Source organism: Candidatus Enterococcus myersii (assembly GCF_017316025.1).
GTDB lineage: Bacteria > Bacillota > Bacilli > Lactobacillales > Enterococcaceae > Enterococcus_C > Enterococcus_C montenegrensis.
Window position 1 is genome coordinate 110,516 of record NZ_JAFLVT010000004.1, and the last position, 17,954, is coordinate 128,469.

A 17,954-nucleotide genomic window follows, 5' to 3' on the forward strand; every position below is an offset into this window, starting at 1 on the left:
GTTACACCTCTTGCATCATCAGTATATTTCGGACCATTTGTTCAATCAGTAGTTTATTTTTCTTATCGGCTAATGAAAAAATCGTTTCCTCGTCTAGCACCCATTGCACAATTTTTTCAACAACATGGTAGGACTCGCGATTCTTTACTGCAATAGTAATAATCACGCTTACTGGAAAAACATTTTCTCCCGGAAAAATAATTGGTTCATTGAAAACATGCATACTAAAACCATTATTAAGAACTCCATCTCGTTCACTCGCATGCGCCAATAAAACACCTGGCGCAATAATCATATAAGAACCAAAGTTTTCAATATTACTAATAATTTTATTTATATATTTTTCTTCAATCGAATGTTTTGATAAAAGTTCCTGTCCACTGATTCGAATTGCATTATGCCACGATTGGGATTCTTGATGATATTTCAACATACTAGAATCAAAGATAAAATTTTGTTTATCAGGACGATCCTTTTGCAATAAATTACTCGCCAAAATTTTGATAATTTTTGCTTCGAGCCGATTCATATTGATATCATCGTTAACCTCTTCGGCAATGGCATTCATAATTTGTGACAACTTACCGAGTCGTTGAGTCACCAGCGAACTTCCCATTACCGAAAGCTTCATTTTAATTTGTTCAAAAAATCTTTCAGAAAACACGTTATCTGAATAAAGAACTTTATCTGATTCCACCTCCGGTAATTTAACCGTTGTAATAATTAAGTCATAATGATCAAGCAACGGCGTTTCAAATTCAAACACAGAAATTGTATCGATCCACTTTGAATCAATTAGATTACTGATTTTGACTTTTAATACACTTGATATCGCTCGGCCCTCACCGCAAATAATTAAAATCCTAGGTGCTTTAAAAACCTTAGGCGCTTTTTTTTCAATTTCAGTGATGTAATATAGGGTAATTAACGCTGCTTCTGGTGCTTCCACCTTATCAAACATTCCGTTTTGAAAAGAACGAATTGCCGCAAAAATTACATAATATAAATTTTTGTGGTCTTTCACTAGAAATTCGCTATCAATATCTCGAAAAGGAATTCCGTTTTCCTGCCTAAAAATGAACCGTTGAATATGATGTAATAATGAGTTTGACTCTACTTTAAAATCCTTCATTTCAAAAACATCAGCTAGCTCTCGATTGATATATCGAATTAATCGCTTAGCTAAATTAATATTTTCCATTTGATTAGGATCATTTTGTTTAATCTCACTAATAAAATTTGAAATCATTTGTAATTTGGTAGTTCGATTAGTCATTTCAAAAGTATTAATCAACTCTCGATATTTATAGTTCAAAATTGCAAGAAACAGAAAGTTAGTGTCATCAATATCACTAGTCATTTGTTTTGAGTATTGAATTGTTTCACCTAAAGAATCAAAGAGTATATCCAAATCAAATAGATCAAAAAAAACTAAATCTCCGGATTTTGAATACAAATTATCTTGATAATAGAAACTATAGATTTCGCGAATATTGATCATTTTTTTTAAAATCGCGATGAAATAAGAAAAACGTTTAAAACTATATTCCTTTATTATGTATCCTTTTCGAGGTACATTAGATAATTCAATTTCCTCTTCTGCCAATTCCCGCGTAATCCGCTCCAGCACATTTACCACTGAAGTCCGAGAAGTCGATAATGTTTCTATAAAATAATTGATTGGCAAACGTTCATCGCTTAACAGTAATTTTAATAAAATAAAGTACTCTATTTGTTCTGCTGTGAATTTGAATTGTTCAGGTGTCGTATGGGATATAAAAAAATCAAATTCCTCTTTAACTTTCCCACGTTGCTCAATAACTAATCGGTCTTTTTCAATAAAAATTTGATTCAATTTTTTTTCAACTAAAAAACGATTGACTTTATCAATTGCATAGCGAATCTGGTGAACCGAGAGTTTTAATTGTTTTTTTAATTGCGGGATAGTCGTTTCTTCTTCACCCTCTAAAGCTAGTTTTAAAAGATCGATTTCCCGTTGACTCAATTTCATTAACAATCCTCCTGTAAAACAGCAAGTGTCGTTTTCTGCTCATCAATAACCCTGCCTGTTCTCATAGCTAAGAACCCCACCGTAATAATTGATAAAGCAGGAAACAGATACGTAATAATACTCACGCCTATCATCAATACAATTTGGGTAAGCCATGTTGGAAAACAAATCAAAATAACTTTGATACTAATAAGAAATATTTCCTTAGTAAAAATTGTCCCTATCGCTAATTCCCATAACAAAATCAGATATAACGGAATTAAAATTAAGAAGCAAACTGCTAAGAAAAAACTGATGATTACGGTTGTTCCCCCATGCAGTTTGGGAATTAGGGTCGCATTTAGAAAAAAGATACTGCTCACAAAAACAGCTGAAATTTCTAATAACAGACTAATAATGATTGTTTGACGTTTTTTTAACACCAACCATTTATTTTCACTTTTATTTTGCAGATAAACAAAAGCTGCAACTATGCCATAAAAAAAGCCAACAATTGTCATCGCGCCAATCAAAATCAATCCGCTTAATAAAATCAAATCCATCAATTTTGCTTGTAAAGTAATAAATTTTTCCTTCATGCTCAATACCTCTTTCTACTGCTTAACGGCACCTTCAGTGATACCAGAAATCAACTGCTTGCTAAAAATGGTAAAGACAAAGAGTAAAGGCAATGTCGCCAGTAGCGTACCGGTGATTACTAGTGGATAATTAGTCTTATACAGTCCCTGTAATTGCGTCAAAGCGAGCATCAATGTATATTTTGATTCATCGTTTAAAATAATCAATGGCCACATATAGTCATTCCACGCACCCATGAAAGAGTAAAGAGCCAAAAATGCCAAGGCAGGTTTCATAATTGGCAGTACAACTTTGTAATAAGCTTTAAAAAGTGTACAACCATCTAACTTTGCCGACTCCAGTAAGCTGTCAGGAATCGCATCAGTACAATACTGTTTGATCCAAAAAATTCCAAAAGCATTTGCCATTCCCGGAATGATTAAGGCTTTGTAAGAGCCTACCCATCCAAATTTATCCATCAAATAAAACGAAGGAATAATATTCAACTGACCAGGAATCATCATTGTCCCTAATAAAAATGTAAAAAGAAATGCCTTCCCTTTAAAGTGCAACTTTGCAAATGAAAAGCCCGCCAATGAATCAAAAAACAAAATCAAAAGCGTCGATGTTAATGCAACAAATAAAGTATTAAACAATGAACTAAAGAATGTTGTCTCGGTAAAAACCGTTTTTATATTATGAATCAATTCAGAACCTAGCAGTAGATCCGGCGGAATTTGATAGATTTCACTATTATCTTTACTGGCCATCACGATCATCCAATAAAATGGAAATATTGAAAGAAAGACACCAATCGCTAAGAAGGCTCTAACAAATATTTTAAAAATCCGATTACTCATGTTTATTCCCCCTTAATTCGATAGGTAGTCAAATACCAGTTAACCAATGAAAAAATCAAAATGATTAAAACTAATGCCCAAGCAACAGCTGATCCATATCCATACTCATTGTTTGTAAAAGCCGTATTATATAAATAGTAAACAATAGTCATTGCACCACCTTCTGGAGTTGCTCCTTGGGGTACTAATACTTGCGCTTCTGAAAAGACTTGCAAGCCACCAATCGTTGACATCATCACCGTAAATAATATTATTGGCTTTAGCTGCGGTACAGTAATGTTCCAAAAGATTTGCATATTCGTTGCGCCATCAATGACAGCTGCTTCATAATAGTCATTAGGAATTTTTGTAATACCAGTTAGATAAATAATCATGTTATAGCCTAGGTACATCCAAATGTTTATTAAAGCAATCACAATTCGGACCCAAAATGGTGATGTGACCCATTTAATCGGTTCAAATCCTAAAAACTGTAATAGTGCATTAGCTAAACCATCCAAATTTGAAAAGATTAAACCAAATAAAATTGTTACTGCTACAACAGAAGTAATATTAGGTAAGAAAAATATCGATTTTAGCAATTCTTTATGTTTAATAAATTTCAAATTTACTAAAAAAGCTAATAACAGTGCTAAAAATAGCATAGGAAATGTACCTACAGCCCAAATGATTAACGTGTTTTTTACTGATAAATAAAAGTCAACATCCTGCAATAAACGAGTAAAATTATCCAGGCCGACAAACTGCATCTCTCCCAGCCCATCCCATTTACTAAATGCCAGGATTCCTGAGAAAATAACTGGAAACAAACCAAAGATCAAAAATAAAATATAGAACGGGGATACAAAAACATAAGGAGCAAATTTATCAAAGCTAAATTTCTTTTTTGATTTCGATTCTGAATTCGTCATCTCACCAATCTCCATCTTTAGACCTCCATTGACAGTTCTATGACATTGATTACATTACACTCTTTAATCAATGTCATATCCCTGTACTCACATTTTGATTATTTAGACATTTCTTCTACTTTCTTAACGGCATCATTCCAAGCCTTTTCAGGATCTTTACCTTGTTCTGCTACTAAAATGATCTGATCTTCAAAACATTTGAATGCAGCAGTTTCTCGTGGATCTGAGGGTACATATTCCAATTCATTAGCCGCATCAATAAAATAATGATTGAACTCTTCATCACCAAACAATTCATTTTTCGCTTCTTTGAAAGAGCTATCATATACTTTTGTATTTGATGGGAACAAAGCCAATTCTTCATAGTTAGCTCGTTGACTATCTTCATTCGTCAAATATTTAACAACTTCAGCAGCCTCTTTGGGGTGACTTGAGGTCTTAATGACTGACAAGTATGATCCGCCATAGTTTGAGGCAGTAAATGGCGATTTAGCAATCATCCATTGTTTTGGTGAAACACCATTTTCAGCCAAATCATTGATTCCCCACGAAGCTTCGATCATACCGCCAAACATTCCCTTTTGTACAGAGTTCGCACCATCAGCACTATTTCCTTTTGTTCCTAATGTATAACCATTTTGTTCTGCTTCAACTGAATAATCCCAGATTTCTTTTAATTGGCCATCTGCATAGGTCAGTTTGCCATTCTCATCATAAATATGTTTGGTCATTGTCCGATTTTTTGACTGTAATAACGAAAGGGATGATTGGAAAAATGGCATATCTGCTTTTTCTTTCATTTGTTTTGCAGCCGCCATTAAACTACTGTCATCTTTCAATGTTTCACTGATTTCCTGATCATTGGTTGGTAACCCTGACTTTTTGAAAGCCTCTACATTATAAAACAGCGCAGTTGGACCAATATCGATTGGCATGGCAATCTGTATTTTTTTGTCATTTGTAAAGCAAGAGTCCCATTTCCACTCAACAAAGTCATCTGCTAAACTTTCACTATCATAATCCAATAAGTTTACGAATTTATCAGCATACGGCAAGTAATCAGAAATATTACTGTTGATAGCGGTGATGTCCGGTGCTGATTTTGAATTTAAACTGGCTTTTAATTTTGTATCAAAATCATCATTGGCTGGAATTTGTTTAAAATTTAACTTATAGTCAGAAAATTCTTTTTTTGCATTATTCATGGCCTTTTTACTAATCGCACCATTGTAGTAATTGATAGATAACTCAACTTTATCAGTATTTGAAGCACTGCCACTTCCACAACCTGCTAATACAAAACCACTTATCAATGCGACACCCAGCATAACAATACGACTATTTTTTCTCATCTTCTTCCTCCTAAGGTTAAAATGACATTAAGTGATCAAAACTTTTAGCTAAACTATTAAAAATACCGATTTTAGAATAATCTTGTTCGATGCAATAGTATTCGACACCACTTTTTTCGCCCCAATCAACAATAGCTCTAAAATCAACATCTCCATTTCCTAACTCTGTCAAGTTGTTATCCATATCGTCAGGTGAAAACCCCTCAATATAATCTTTTAAATGAACAATAGGTGCTCGACCAGAGAATTTTTTAAATTCTTCTATCGGATTTTTACCGGCTACTGAGATCCAATAAGTATCCGGCTCTGCATAAACTCCAGTCCCAAATACTGGATCGGTAATGTAATCTAGGATTGTACGTCCTTCAACAATATTATTAAAATCGTACTCTGGACAATGAAGTCCAATTCTAAATCCAATTTTCCCAAGTGAGGACTGTGTGGTAACTAATTGCGCTTTTGTTTTAATATAACCTTCTGTATGTTGCTCCTCATCATCGATATATTTATCGTATATTGTTTTACAACCAAATAATAAAGATTCAGAAATAATTCCATCCAGGTCATTGAAAAAACGATCGTGTTTAATGTGCATTCCCGCAATCTTAAATCCATATTTATTAACAAGTTCTTTGATTTCAGAGGCTTTGTGTCCCCTCATACCATCTAGTTGGACAGCTTCAAAACCGATTTCTTTCAATGATCTAAAAGTATTTTCAGGATCTTGTTCTAGCTCCTTACGGACAGAATACATTTGAGCTGCAATTTTAGTTTTATCCAATTAACTCATTCCCCTTTCTTCAAACGCAAGATTTCTTCATCTGATAATTGAATATTCATCGCTTCAATTGAATCCAGTAACTGCCACTCTTCTTCAGGACCAATCGTTGCATATGAAGGGAATTTTTGACTTAACACATAAGCTAGCGAAATTTGAATTGGCTTCACATCTTTTTCTTTTGCCAACTCTTCACAAATCAACAAGCGCTTCCAATTCAACTCATTAAAATAAACTGAAACAAATTCGGCCTTATTCGGATCATTGATATCCTCTGGGCTAAAGCGATTTCCAAAGAATGCTTCTGCTTGGGCAGACCAGGAAATCAAAGGGAATTTCGTCTCCTCATGCCAAGCAATCATTGTATCATCTGCAGTTACACAATTTTCCCAACGTGGTTGATTTACCTTAGCTAAACTAAAATTGGGACTATTGAATGACAGGGGATTTAATCCATAATTTTCACAATAATCTCTTGCTTCTTTTATCCGCGGTAGTTCCCAATTGGAAACACCAAAAGAACGAATTTTATTTTCATCAACTAATTGACTCAAAGTTTCCATTAAAGGACCAACTGGTTGGTTCGGATCATCCCGATGCAATAATAGTACGTCAACATAATCTGTCTTCAACATTTCTAAGCTAGTAGATAAATCTGCAAGAATACTACCAGGATTAACTCGAGGCGTAGCGGGTGCCTCCCGGACTGGATGACATCCTTTTGTGATAATCGTATAATCCTCGCGTTTTTTATTTTCTAACCAACTACCAATCACTGCTTCACTTTCACGGTAATGTCTGGCTGTATCAAAAGTCCGTCCACCCTCTTCAACATATTTGGCGAACATTTTGTCAACTTTTTCCATATTATTCAACTTTAAATAATCACTTGAACCTAAGATCAATTTTGATAAAATAACTTCTCCACTTTTAACTGAATAGAAATCTTGTTTCATTCTGAAGCCCCTTTCTCATCACGCTCTTTGCTACATCCACAGAATAGCAAACGATAAAACCGCTTTCAACGACTCGAGTAACATATTTTTTTTTTTTTAGTTTTAAAAAATGTTATTAAAGCGTTTGCGATATTTTTTAATAAGGTTTATTTTAATAACGTATTAGGAAAGGATGTTATGCGTGATTACTTTAAAAAAGAATGAACTTAAACTACTACAATTCACAGATATCCATATTGGTCAAACACCTTTTAGTGAAGAAGATCAAAAAACTTTCGCCATGATCGATCGAACATTATCAAAATCAGATGCTGATTTAATCGTTATAACTGGTGATTTAATTTGGTCAGATGGCGTTATTGAACCCACTAAGGGTTTAGAAGCCTTAGCGGAAATTTTCAACAAGTATCCCATTCCACTGGCAATTACGTATGGCAACCATGATTCGGAAGAATCTCTCACTCGCCATGATCTACATGACCTAGAAAAAAAACTTTTTCATAATCTAGCTGTAAAAACTAACCAATTCTTAGACCCTAATCAAAAAGAATGTTTCACAATTGAAGTTAAGGATAAAGACGAGATAGTCAATGTCCTTTATTTTATTGATTCCGGTGCCAATGCTTTAATTGATTACGAAAGTTACGATTGGGTTTCTTTGGAGCAGATCCAATGGTATGACGAAACTTTTGCAAATTATCAAACAATTAAACCGACAAAAGATTTATTATTCTTACACATTCCACTTCCTGAGTATCAACAAGCTGGAGATAGAATTGTTGACGGAAAATTTTGGGAAATGAATCCGAGAATCTCTGCACCAAAACTAAACACAGGTCTGTTTAGTCATCTATTGAAAAACAACCATTTATTGGGAACTTTTTGTGGTCATGATCATGATAATAATTTTGAAGGCATATACCTTGATCAACGTTTAATTTATGGAAATGTTACTGGATATAATTGTTATGGTGATTTACCAAGAGGTTACCGCGTGATTTATTTGAAATGTGATCAAATGAAAACTTCAATCAAAACTTTTGAATAAGGAAGAACCAGCTAGAATTCACCTAGCTGGCTTTTATTATATAGTAAAACTTATCTTTAAATAACATATTTTCCATTAGCACTTGATTTAACGCGTTTAATTTATTTTAATAAAAAAACTTAAATATCTGAACAAAGATCAAAAAGATTATTTATACTTCAAAGTTTCTTCATTGAAAAAAGTAACAGCCTGATTTTTCTAGGGTATATTACGACGAAACATAAAAAGAGGTTACTTTAAAACAATTTCCAAGTGTTATTCTGAGATAAACATATTTTCACTGGGATTTATACCTACGCACTGACACTTTTCTTTTAATTTAAAGAGATGTAACTACCTAAGGTGTGCAGAAAAGAGTTAGTAATTACCAAATGGTTTAAATAGTACTAGTGGTATCTATCAACATATAACCACTAAAAAGTAAGATAGTGCCACTGATAGTTGTTCACAATATACCGAATATGAAAAAACAAAAAAAGGCACCTTCTCGTAATGAGAAAGTGCCTTTTTGGTTGTGAAGAAAATGAAGCGGTGCTCGGTTTTCTACAAAATTCCCGTTGTATACTGCAGCGCTGAGGGTGTATATTTGCGACAATTTCAGGAATGCTCGTTTAAAAAGTGGTGAAGCTTTATTAACTCAATGTCCGAACTAAATAGACCTCGTCACAAAAACCCTTTAGTGCATTATAAACTCGCTGCGCACGGGAATGTTTTTGACACAGGGCAAAACAAGTCGGACCACTACCGCTCATTAAGGCCACGTCCGCTCCGTATTTTACCATTCGATCTTTGATTTGTTGAATAACAGGATGACGTTCAATCGTAATATCTTCCAAACTATTCCCCATGTTGGCAATCATCTGTTCATAATCATTTTCTGCAATCGCCGCCTTCAAAGCTGCAATATTCGGATGATGAATTTTATCTACATCTACTTTAGGAAAAACCGTCCGCGTAGAAACACTGATGCGTGGTTTGACTAAGACTACCCAACAAGGAGGCATCGGTTTAATCGGTGCAACAATTTCACCTTTTCCGCCGACAAAAGAAGTTGTACCATACAGGCAATAGGGAACATCCGTCCCAATTTTAACGCCAATTTCAATCAGCTCGTCAGTTGAAAGGCCCAAGTTCCAAAGTCGATTCATCCCTCTAAGCGCAGCCGCAGTGTCACTACTCCCACCACCTAGTCCCGCTGCTACCGGAATTTTTTTTTGAATCGCAATTTTAACGCCCTTTTCTACACCGTAGCGTTCTTTTAATAATTGTGCGGCTTGATAAACATTATTCCGTTTATCAACTGGTAAAAAGGCTTTATTGGTTTCAATGATGATCTGATCTTCTGGCAATTCTTCTATTGTCAGCCGATCTGCTAAATCAACACTCGCCATGACCATCTCCAATTCATGATAGCCATCTTCTCGTTTGTACAAAACGTCCAAGCCTAAATTGATTTTTGCAGGTGCTTTTTCAATGATCTCCATCTTTCCACCTACCTTTCTCTTTTTGGCAATTTACGCAAAAACTGCCACAATCGTTGTGTATTCTATCATAGCAGAAGATAATTGTATAGTTTAAGAAAAAACCTTTGAAAACACTATTTTAATGATATTTTTCCTTTTTACGATAAATTGATAATACTATTCAAAATATTTGAAGAAAAATGAAGTTGGACCTACAATGTAAGTAGCAAAAGAAAGGTGTGATAAAAAATGGCAGACTTATTTCCCCGTAGCTTTTCGGATGGTGAAGAAATGATTGGCCGCTTAATGAATAATTTCTGGCAAGATCGTTCCTTGGCTACTGATATTAAAGAATTTGACAGTTATTATGAAGTGAAAGCAGATCTTCCTGGCATAAAAAAAGAGGACATCAAAGTCACTTACGCAAACGATACGTTGACAATTCGTGCCAAACACACCGCTAATAGTGAAGAAAAAGATGATGACGGTCATTATTTACGTCGCGAACGTACCAGCAGTACTTATGAACGTAGCTTTGCGATGAAAGATATCGATGAAGAAAACATCAAAGCTTCCTTTGAAAACGGTGTATTAACCTTGGAATTACCAAAAAAAGTCGTCAAAGAAATTCACGGTAAAGATATTCCAATCCAGTAAGTCAGTTCACTACATTTAAAAATTTTTAGCCCCGCAACTTTGGAATTTCGTTGCGGGGCTTTTTGATAAAAAAAAATGAGCAGAAAAATCTGCTCATCCTCCCTAGATTGAAATTAGCCTACACTGTATTGTTTAATTTCTGTGTTAACCAAATTGAAATCTAAAAAATCCTTCATGCTTTTTCCGTAAAAATAATTGTCCACCACGCGACTAACTGCATTATGACAGATGAGAAGAACATCTTCTTTAGCTGCTTCTAATTCAATTAAAAGTGGATAAATCCTACCCGCAACATCTAAAACAGATTCACCATTAGGAAATGGCAGTGACAATTCTACTCTAACTTTTTGAAATTCTACATTTGCAATAGCCTGACCATCATAAATACCAAAATCCATTTCAGTCAACCTTTTATCTGTTATTATAGGCAGCTTTAACTTTTCATTTACAACTTTTGCCGTATCTTGGGCTCGGCTTAAGGGCGAGACAATAATCTTATTAAGATTAATTTTTTCATCCACTATTTTTTGTGCTAAATTTTCTGCCTGTTGGTACCCTACTGGCGTCAATGGAACATCTGCACGACCGCAAATTCTCTTTTCTACATTCCATTGTGTTTGACCATGACGTGCAAGATAAATCATAATTTAGTACTCCTTAGTCTTTTTGCTGGAGATTTTGACTGTTTCTTCTTTGGATTAGATGTTACTTTTTCCTCCGGCATTTCACCAATCACTAATTTATTTTCCAAGCCATTTTGACTTAAAAATTTTTCAATTGATTTTAAATCTTGACTAAACAAGGTAGAAAAGTGGGAATTCTTTCCTTTGTAAAACGTGACAAAAGTTTCACCTAAACGGCTATCTTCTAACTGAATTGCTTCAAATTGTTGATAATCACCTGTGAGAATACCAAATTTGATTAAGCGCTTTGTCGTCAATCCTTCTCTTAATAAACCGATTGAAGCAATCATAATAGCAAAAATGCCCAGTTTGATTTGATCAGCTAATTGTTGTGGCCAAAAGATAATTAAAACACTGACTGCCAAGGTTAACATTAAGCCGACTTTGATAAAATTACGTTTTGCTAAAATGACTACTTCTTTTTGATCTCTAATTTGAATGAAAAGAAGTATCACCAAAAAAGCTCCGATAACAATGGCTTCAGCCATTTCAATCAACTACCTTTCCTATTAAACCTAAGATAAAACTATTTTGCTACCCATGACTACCATTCCGCTATGGTACCATCATAGTTTTTCCATTGTGGGTTCGTCCAAACTAAACCTTCTTGTGCAATTTCTTTGATTTTATCTTCATCCATAATTAAACCCAAGCCAGGTTTATCCGGCAAATCAACGAAACCATCCTTATATTGGAAAACCTCTTTATTTTTGACAAAATCTAATAAGTCAAACCCTTTATTGTAGTGAATACCCAGACTTTGTTCTTGAATGAAAACATTCGGTGTGCAGGCATCTACTTGCAATGTTGCCGCTAATGCTACCGGTCCATATGGTGCATGAGGTGCAACGGCCATGTCATGAGCTTCCGCCATAGCAGCAATTTTCCGTGTTTCTAAAATCCCGCCACACAAAGCAACGTCTGGCTGAATAATATCAATAGCACCTTGCTTGAAAATATTCTTAAATTGCCAACGCGTATACAATCGTTCGCCCGTTGCTAATGGTACGGCAACTGAATTAGCGACTTCTTTGAAATGTTCTTCATTTTCTGGTAACACAACTTCTTCTAGGAACATTGGATGATAAGGTTCTAAAGCTCTTGCCAACACCTTAGCCATCGGTTTGTGAACCCGACCGTGGAAATCAACACCAATCGCCATCTTATCCCCAAATCTTTCACGAATAGATGCCACGCGTTCAACGACCTCATCAACTTTTTCATAAGAATCAATGTAGTGTAACTCTTCTGTTGCGTTCATTTTTACCGCAGTAAAGCCGCGATCAAACCGATCTTGCGCCTGTTCCACAACCTCGCTAGGGCGATCGCCGCCAATCCATGAATAGACTTTTATTTTATCTCTGGCAGCGCCGCCTAACAATTCATAGACAGGAACATTGAAAGCTTTCCCTTTAATATCCCATAATGCCATTTCTAATCCAGAAACAATCGTGCCATTAATTGGGCCACCACGGAAAAAGGAACGGTGCATTTCTTGAAATAATCGTTCAATTTCAAAAGGATTACGGCCAATCAAGCGATTTCCAATTTCGTAAGCACCTGCTACGACAGTTTCTGTTTTGGTACCAGAAATCATTTCCCCCCAACCATCAATTCCCTCATCTGTCGAAACTTTTACAAAAATCCAACGTGGTTTCACTTTGTATACGGTAATATTTGATATTTTCACAGTATCTTCGCTCCTTTATTCAGACTGTTAATTTCTAACAGTCTGAATAGCATGAAATTTTTTGAAATTTTACTCATCTTATTCTGTAACAGGCTCTTCTGTTTCTTTATTGATGTGTTTTACTTTATCAAAGTAATACCAAGCTGCGGCAAATACGATAAGTAAAATCGGAATACCAATAAGTGGTTGGTAAGAAAATGCTAAGAATACTAAATAGCTTTGAATCATTGAGGTTGCAGCAAATGATGAAATCAGCATCGAACTTGAACCTAGATCAATGCCTACTTGTTTTGCAATCGCCGTTAAAATTGGAGAAGTTGCAGTGCCGCACCACAGCAATGACGCTGTTACAACTAGCCCAATCACGATATTTTTCAATAAGTTGCCTCGTGTTAAAGCAACAACCATCGCTACGCGAAAAGGCACTACTGCTAAATCAGCAAACGGCAATACGCGATTTCCAGGTAACACTAAAGCCATTGCAATTGTTAATGGAATAATGATCAATGCCGTTGTAATAACGTCGGGATTGCCGACAACTACTGCAGCATCCAAACCAATAAATAAGCGACGACCTTTGAATTTTTCTTGTGACCATTTTTGTGCTGCATCAGAAATTGGCATTAAGCCTTCCATAAATAGCGCTGTCATTTTTGGAATTAAAACCAAAACTGCCGACATACTAACACCTAATTGCAATACAGCTTTAATGTCATATCCAGCTAGAAAACCAATCACTAAGCCGATAACCAAGCCCATAATCATTGAATCACCAAAAAATCCCAAGTATTTTTGTGCGTCTTTAATAGTGAATTTTGATTTGCGGAAAAAAGGAATTTTATCCAACAGCCAATTTAGTGGCCATGCAATTACAAGTGAAGACAATGCCGACACGGTTGGTAAAGATACTCCTGGTATCCCAAAGAAATCTTCTACTAACGGCTGTGACCAGTCAGACATTTTAAAGGTAATAACTGCCATTACAACAGATGCGCCCACGCCAAGAAATACATTTTTTGTTACGAAGTACACCATAACCCCAACAATTGCCATGTGATGATAATTCCAAATATCGACATCTAATGTTTGAGTCTTTTTCAAGATCAATAACACAATATTAACGATTAAAATTGCAAAAATTAAAACGGCAATAATAGGAGATGCCCACGTTACCGCGGCAATTGATCCCCACCCGACATCTAAAGCATCTAGTTTTACACCTGTTCGTTCTACCATCGCTTTTGCAGCTGGTCCAACATTGGTGGTCATAAAGTCTAAAATCAATTTGATACCTGCAAAACCAATTGCTAGCGTCAACCCCGACTTGAATGCTCGGGTAATTTTCAATCCAAAAATCAATCCAATAATTGTAATAATTACCGGCAACATTACGGTTGGACCAGCGTCAATGAAGAAATTAAATACACTCATAATAATATTCATGTTAGTCTTCTACCTCCGATTTATTGATTAGTCTTGTAGTTTTGCTAAGATTTCTTCCATCGTTTTATCTGCGCCAATTCCCGTTAAGATTGGCATGCCTTTAACCACAGGAACATCTCCTGTTTGCCCATCAAATTGACCTGTCGTTACTAACAAATCGTAGCCTTGAACTTTTCCAGGCACTTCCATTAATTTTGTCTGTGTCGTTTCAACCTGTACACCATGTTCCGTTAAATAATCTTTGACCTTTGAAGCGACTACTGTTGACGTTGCAATTCCATTTCCACAAGCTACTAAAATTCTTTTCATAATAAATTCCTCCAATTTATTTTTTTAATTAATTGCTGTTTCTACTAGTTTTAATAACTCTTGATTATTACGAGCATTGACCATTTCTTGTCTTAATGGTTCATCTTGAATTAAACCCACAATTTTTTGTAACATCTCTACTTGACCATGGGGCTCGCCAATCGCCATCATGATAATAATTTGAACAGGTAGTGTCGCTGCATTTTCTTCCATATTGTGAAATTCAATTGGTTCTTTTAATGTTGCAATAGCTAAGGTTGTTTTTTCTACCAACTCATAATTCGCATGTGGAATTGCCACAGCTGGTTGGGTTGAAGGCAATCCAGTTGGATATTCCTTTTCTCTTTCCTTAATTGCTACAATATATTTTTCTTTTACATAACCTTTTTCAAATAATTGCTCTGCTAAATAACCCAAAGCATCATCTGCATCCTTTACGTCAAGATCACGAAAGACTAATTCTTCATGAAGATATACTTCCATCTGTTTTCCTCCTCAAAGCTCACCTGAAAATTTATTATTTTATCCTTTCCAATAATAATTGCAGCGATTTTGCTAAATTGGGGATATTTAACTCTTTTAAATCTTCTTTGTTAAACATGCCCGAACCAAGCCCTAAATAACTGGCCTGATTTTCAAAAAATGCTCTTGCATTATCTGTACTCACTCCGCCGACACCCATCAATGGTAATTTTCCCAAAGGTGCTTGAACATCTTTAAAGAAACGCGGAGTCACAACCGCTGCCGGAAAAACTTTAACAATGTCAGCACCATTCTTAAACATCTCATCAATTTCAGAAGGCGTCATTGCCGCTGGAACTGCCAAGATATTTTTTTCATTAGCAAACGCTAACATTTCTTTTGTAAACACATGTGGTCCCAAAAGGAATTTTGCACCTGCTGCATAGGCTGCTTTAGCATCTTCAATTGTTCGAACAGTTCCAGCACCAATCTTTATTTTGTCACCAAATTGGGCGTTTAACCGTTTAATATTTTCCAATGCATTTTCTGTATTCAAGGTCATCTCTACGGCATAATCTTTTTCAAAACCGTTCATTGCTTTTAAAATCGCCTCGGCTTGTTCAAAAGAATAACCTCGCATAATAATAGTCAATTTGGGATACTCTTCTAATTTCATTTTTTCTCCTTTCAATTACTTCGTTACGTATGTTGTCGGATTAATTGATAACTCGTGACTTCATCGGATTGTTTCAAATTTTGAATCAATTCATCATTTTCACTAATGGCCGCAATTTGATTAATTGCACGCAGATGTCTTGTTAAATCATAAAAAGCAAGTGGCATAACCAAAGACACTTGATGCCCGCCAGGAAATTCTATTGGTTCTGGACTAATCAACAAACTTACACCATCTCTTAAAACACCATGATCTGTGGTTGTGTGAGGAATACAGGTTTGACTTCCAAGATAACCAGAGTAATTTACATCCTTAATTTGACGGATACAATCCTCATAAAAGCGCTCATCAATAATGCGACTTTCCAGTAAAGGCTGACACGCGATTTTCACTGCATCTTGCCATATAACAGGCTGATTTATAACGGTGATAAAATTAGGCTTCAAATAATGTGTTAAAGCTGGTAACACTTTATGGTTTTCTAAAGACGTATTGTTATTCGCTTGCAATAGAAAATATTGCAATTCTTCTTTTAGATTACGTAGACTGCTAACTTTGGCATGTTTTTGAATAATTCCAATTAGCTCATCCACTGCCTGATCCATCTGATCAATTCCCAAATCGCTTAGTACACGATAACGTAAACTAATCTGCTCTTTATACGACATAATCGGATCAACAATGAATTGGACTAAATTAGTTTTTAACGGTGTCGTGGTAAAAACCAAATCATAATCTTCTTCAAAATGATAAAAATCTCTAACAGAAAATGAAGCTAGAAAATGGATCTCTGGAAACAACTGTTTTAAACTTTCTCGCATCAACTTTGAAACCATTACACCATTCGTACAAACAACAACAGCTCTGGGTTTTTGCTTTTGATGTTTGCTATGACTTGTTAACTGGAAGCCAAAATAGTAAGACAATAAGTTTAGTTCATCCTCAGGAAAGGCTTTGCCCAACCATTTTTCAATCGGTGTAATCAGTTCTTTCATCAATTCCACTAAAATCCCATGATTACTATCTTGGATTAAATTTTCTAACGAATATACACCTAGACTCAAGTTATATCGAATCCTGAAACAGGCAGGTCGTAAATGATTCAAAATTCTCCGTTCAAAACTTTCTCTGTCTTCTATCACAATTAATGTCTGATTTTGAAATATTTCTACCATTTGGTGAATGAGACGTCGTAGTTGTAAGTCGGAATCAAAATCTTGCGTTGTTTTTTTCTCAAAAATATTGGAAGTTAAAAATAATAATGTTAGCCACTCCAAGTATTTTTGATTTAACTGCCAACTTGTTTCACTCACTAATATTTGTAGCAACTTGAATTCAGGGGTTTGGCTGACGCGTTCTTGTAGAAAGTCTGAATTACTTTTTTCTCGTAACCCACGACTAATTAAAAAGCGCGCTGCCGATTGCAAGTAGTCTACCGATTCGTCTGAGTAACTCAAGTGCAGCATTTGTTCCATACCATGAATAAGATGGATAATTTCTTCTTCGCTAACATTTGTTGCTAAAAAATCACGCACCTTGTCCTCTTGAAAAATAGGATGCTGGTGAACCATATCAGACATTAGTTGCAAAAGGCGGTGTTCTGACCCCTTTAAACTGTATCCATTTATTCGATCGTAAACTAACTCCAACTCATATTTGGATGCCAACCATTCTGACTTCTTTAAATCTTCAATAATTGTACTTTTACTAACATCTAACAAATCTATAAAATGATCCAATCCAACATAGCCAGTATCTGTTACTAAAAGCATTAAGATCAAAGCGGCCCGATCACTTTCAGATAAACCATCAGCGATGCTATAAAAATTCTGCTTATTTTCTTCAACTGTCAGCATTTGAATAACTTCTAATGGAATTTCAAAATCTCCACTATGGTTTCGTTTAATCTTTGGAATTTTTTTCAATTCCAATTCACTATTAAAAGTATTGATAGCATAGTTAATTTGACGCTTAGTTAAACTTAACTTTGTTGTTAAATCATTCATTTTTAACTCAGGATTGCGAATCAATAAAGAAAGAATTTTCCGGATACGTTCATTCATTTGTATTACCTCCTGGCACTTTTCATTATAAAAT

General features: G+C 35.2%; 18 protein-coding genes. 2 read left to right on the plus strand and 16 right to left on the minus strand.

Features of this window, described 5'->3' with window-relative positions:
- Position 1 precedes the first annotated feature (1 nt).
- The 7 genes from JZO76_RS02560 to JZO76_RS02590 all read right to left on the minus strand — a co-directional run bounded on the left by JZO76_RS02560 (position 2) and on the right by JZO76_RS02590 (position 7,426).
- Positions 2–2,011: a PTS sugar transporter subunit IIA gene (locus JZO76_RS02560; protein WP_206902611.1), complete on the minus strand. Its 2,010-nt coding sequence runs from the start codon at positions 2,009–2,011 to the stop codon at positions 2–4.
- Positions 2,011–2,589: a hypothetical protein gene (locus tag JZO76_RS02565; RefSeq protein WP_206902612.1), complete on the minus strand. Its 579-nt coding sequence runs from the start codon at positions 2,587–2,589 to the stop codon at positions 2,011–2,013. Before JZO76_RS02565 ends, JZO76_RS02560 begins: the two co-directional genes overlap by 1 nt.
- 15 nt (positions 2,590–2,604) lie before the next feature.
- On the minus strand, positions 2,605–3,429 hold the full coding sequence (locus JZO76_RS02570) for a carbohydrate ABC transporter permease (protein ID WP_206902613.1): 825 nt from the start codon (positions 3,427–3,429) through the stop codon (positions 2,605–2,607).
- A 2-nt stretch (positions 3,430–3,431) separates the two neighbouring features.
- Positions 3,432–4,355 (minus strand): carbohydrate ABC transporter permease, encoded by a 924-nt coding sequence (locus JZO76_RS02575; RefSeq protein WP_242595747.1) that lies wholly within the window; start codon positions 4,353–4,355, stop codon positions 3,432–3,434.
- Positions 4,356–4,438: 83 nt separating this feature from the next.
- Positions 4,439–5,692, minus strand: coding sequence for an ABC transporter substrate-binding protein (locus JZO76_RS02580; protein WP_206902614.1), 1,254 nt, complete (start codon positions 5,690–5,692; stop codon positions 4,439–4,441).
- A 16-nt stretch (positions 5,693–5,708) separates the two neighbouring features.
- A complete protein-coding gene (locus JZO76_RS02585) occupies positions 5,709–6,473 on the minus strand; it encodes a sugar phosphate isomerase/epimerase family protein (RefSeq protein WP_206902615.1) in 765 nt (254 codons plus the stop codon).
- Between the two features lie 5 nt (positions 6,474–6,478).
- On the minus strand, positions 6,479–7,426 hold the full coding sequence (locus JZO76_RS02590; protein WP_206902616.1) for an aldo/keto reductase: 948 nt from the start codon (positions 7,424–7,426) through the stop codon (positions 6,479–6,481).
- 172 nt (positions 7,427–7,598) lie between these two features.
- On the opposite strand from JZO76_RS02590, the gene JZO76_RS02595 reads away from it, so the two are divergent.
- Entirely contained in the window at positions 7,599–8,474 is an 876-nt protein-coding gene (locus JZO76_RS02595) for a metallophosphoesterase family protein (RefSeq protein WP_206902617.1), read from the plus strand.
- 632 nt (positions 8,475–9,106) lie between these two features.
- Here JZO76_RS02595 and ispE read toward each other — a convergent pair.
- On the minus strand, positions 9,107–9,958 hold the full coding sequence (gene ispE / locus JZO76_RS02600; RefSeq protein ID WP_206902618.1) for a 4-(cytidine 5'-diphospho)-2-C-methyl-D-erythritol kinase: 852 nt from the start codon (positions 9,956–9,958) through the stop codon (positions 9,107–9,109).
- Positions 9,959–10,186: 228 nt separating this feature from the next.
- On the opposite strand from ispE, the gene JZO76_RS02605 reads away from it, so the two are divergent.
- Positions 10,187–10,594: an Hsp20/alpha crystallin family protein gene (locus tag JZO76_RS02605; RefSeq protein ID WP_206902619.1), complete on the plus strand. Its 408-nt coding sequence runs from the start codon at positions 10,187–10,189 to the stop codon at positions 10,592–10,594.
- Positions 10,595–10,707: 113 nt separating this feature from the next.
- On the opposite strand, the gene JZO76_RS02610 is transcribed toward JZO76_RS02605, so the two are convergent.
- The 8 genes from JZO76_RS02610 to JZO76_RS02645 form a co-directional block, all read right to left on the minus strand.
- Positions 10,708–11,238 carry a histidine phosphatase family protein gene (locus JZO76_RS02610; protein ID WP_206902620.1) on the minus strand — a complete coding sequence of 177 codons (531 nt, stop codon included), beginning with the start codon at positions 11,236–11,238 and terminating at the stop codon, positions 10,708–10,710.
- Complete coding sequence (locus tag JZO76_RS02615; protein WP_206902621.1) at positions 11,235–11,765, minus strand: hypothetical protein; 531 nt, start codon at positions 11,763–11,765, stop codon at positions 11,235–11,237. The genes JZO76_RS02610 and JZO76_RS02615 overlap by 4 nt, the downstream gene beginning before the upstream one ends.
- Before the next feature lie 56 nt (positions 11,766–11,821).
- The gene (gene dgoD, locus JZO76_RS02620) at positions 11,822–12,967 is read right to left on the minus strand and encodes a galactonate dehydratase (protein ID WP_206902622.1); all 1,146 of its coding nucleotides are present in this window, start codon (positions 12,965–12,967) and stop codon (positions 11,822–11,824) included.
- Positions 12,968–13,045: 78 nt separating this feature from the next.
- Positions 13,046–14,410, minus strand: coding sequence for a PTS galactitol transporter subunit IIC (locus tag JZO76_RS02625; protein WP_206902623.1), 1,365 nt, complete (start codon positions 14,408–14,410; stop codon positions 13,046–13,048).
- Between the two features lie 27 nt (positions 14,411–14,437).
- On the minus strand, positions 14,438–14,719 hold the full coding sequence (locus JZO76_RS02630) for a PTS sugar transporter subunit IIB (RefSeq protein WP_206902624.1): 282 nt from the start codon (positions 14,717–14,719) through the stop codon (positions 14,438–14,440).
- Positions 14,720–14,743: 24 nt separating this feature from the next.
- Positions 14,744–15,202, minus strand: a complete 459-nt coding sequence (locus tag JZO76_RS02635) for a PTS sugar transporter subunit IIA (RefSeq protein WP_206902625.1) — start codon at positions 15,200–15,202, stop codon at positions 14,744–14,746.
- 34 nt (positions 15,203–15,236) lie between these two features.
- On the minus strand, positions 15,237–15,857 hold the full coding sequence (locus JZO76_RS02640; RefSeq protein ID WP_206902626.1) for a bifunctional 4-hydroxy-2-oxoglutarate aldolase/2-dehydro-3-deoxy-phosphogluconate aldolase: 621 nt from the start codon (positions 15,855–15,857) through the stop codon (positions 15,237–15,239).
- A gap of 23 nt (positions 15,858–15,880) precedes the next feature.
- Complete coding sequence (locus JZO76_RS02645; protein ID WP_206902627.1) at positions 15,881–17,920, minus strand: BglG family transcription antiterminator; 2,040 nt, start codon at positions 17,918–17,920, stop codon at positions 15,881–15,883.
- Positions 17,921–17,954 lie beyond the last annotated feature (34 nt).

Coding starts and splice junctions, on each gene's coding strand:
- JZO76_RS02630 (WP_206902624.1), bottom strand. CDS start 14,719: ATGAAAAGAATTTTAGTAGCTTGTGGAAATGGAATTGCAACGTCAACA.
- JZO76_RS02575 (WP_242595747.1), bottom strand. CDS start 4,355: ATGGAGATTGGTGAGATGACGAATTCAGAATCGAAATCAAAAAAGAAA.
- JZO76_RS02645 (WP_206902627.1), bottom strand. CDS start 17,920: ATGAATGAACGTATCCGGAAAATTCTTTCTTTATTGATTCGCAATCCT.
- JZO76_RS02565 (WP_206902612.1), bottom strand. CDS start 2,589: ATGAAGGAAAAATTTATTACTTTACAAGCAAAATTGATGGATTTGATT.
- JZO76_RS02610 (WP_206902620.1), bottom strand. CDS start 11,238: ATGATTTATCTTGCACGTCATGGTCAAACACAATGGAATGTAGAAAAG.
- JZO76_RS02625 (WP_206902623.1), bottom strand. CDS start 14,410: ATGAATATTATTATGAGTGTATTTAATTTCTTCATTGACGCTGGTCCA.
- JZO76_RS02570 (WP_206902613.1), bottom strand. CDS start 3,429: ATGAGTAATCGGATTTTTAAAATATTTGTTAGAGCCTTCTTAGCGATT.
- JZO76_RS02615 (WP_206902621.1), bottom strand. CDS start 11,765: ATGGCTGAAGCCATTGTTATCGGAGCTTTTTTGGTGATACTTCTTTTC.
- JZO76_RS02595 (WP_206902617.1), top strand. CDS start 7,599: ATGTTATGCGTGATTACTTTAAAAAAGAATGAACTTAAACTACTACAA.
- JZO76_RS02590 (WP_206902616.1), bottom strand. CDS start 7,426: ATGAAACAAGATTTCTATTCAGTTAAAAGTGGAGAAGTTATTTTATCA.
- JZO76_RS02560 (WP_206902611.1), bottom strand. CDS start 2,011: ATGAAATTGAGTCAACGGGAAATCGATCTTTTAAAACTAGCTTTAGAG.
- JZO76_RS02580 (WP_206902614.1), bottom strand. CDS start 5,692: ATGAGAAAAAATAGTCGTATTGTTATGCTGGGTGTCGCATTGATAAGT.
- JZO76_RS02640 (WP_206902626.1), bottom strand. CDS start 15,857: ATGAAATTAGAAGAGTATCCCAAATTGACTATTATTATGCGAGGTTAT.
- JZO76_RS02605 (WP_206902619.1), top strand. CDS start 10,187: ATGGCAGACTTATTTCCCCGTAGCTTTTCGGATGGTGAAGAAATGATT.
- ispE (WP_206902618.1), bottom strand. CDS start 9,958: ATGGAGATCATTGAAAAAGCACCTGCAAAAATCAATTTAGGCTTGGAC.
- JZO76_RS02635 (WP_206902625.1), bottom strand. CDS start 15,202: ATGGAAGTATATCTTCATGAAGAATTAGTCTTTCGTGATCTTGACGTA.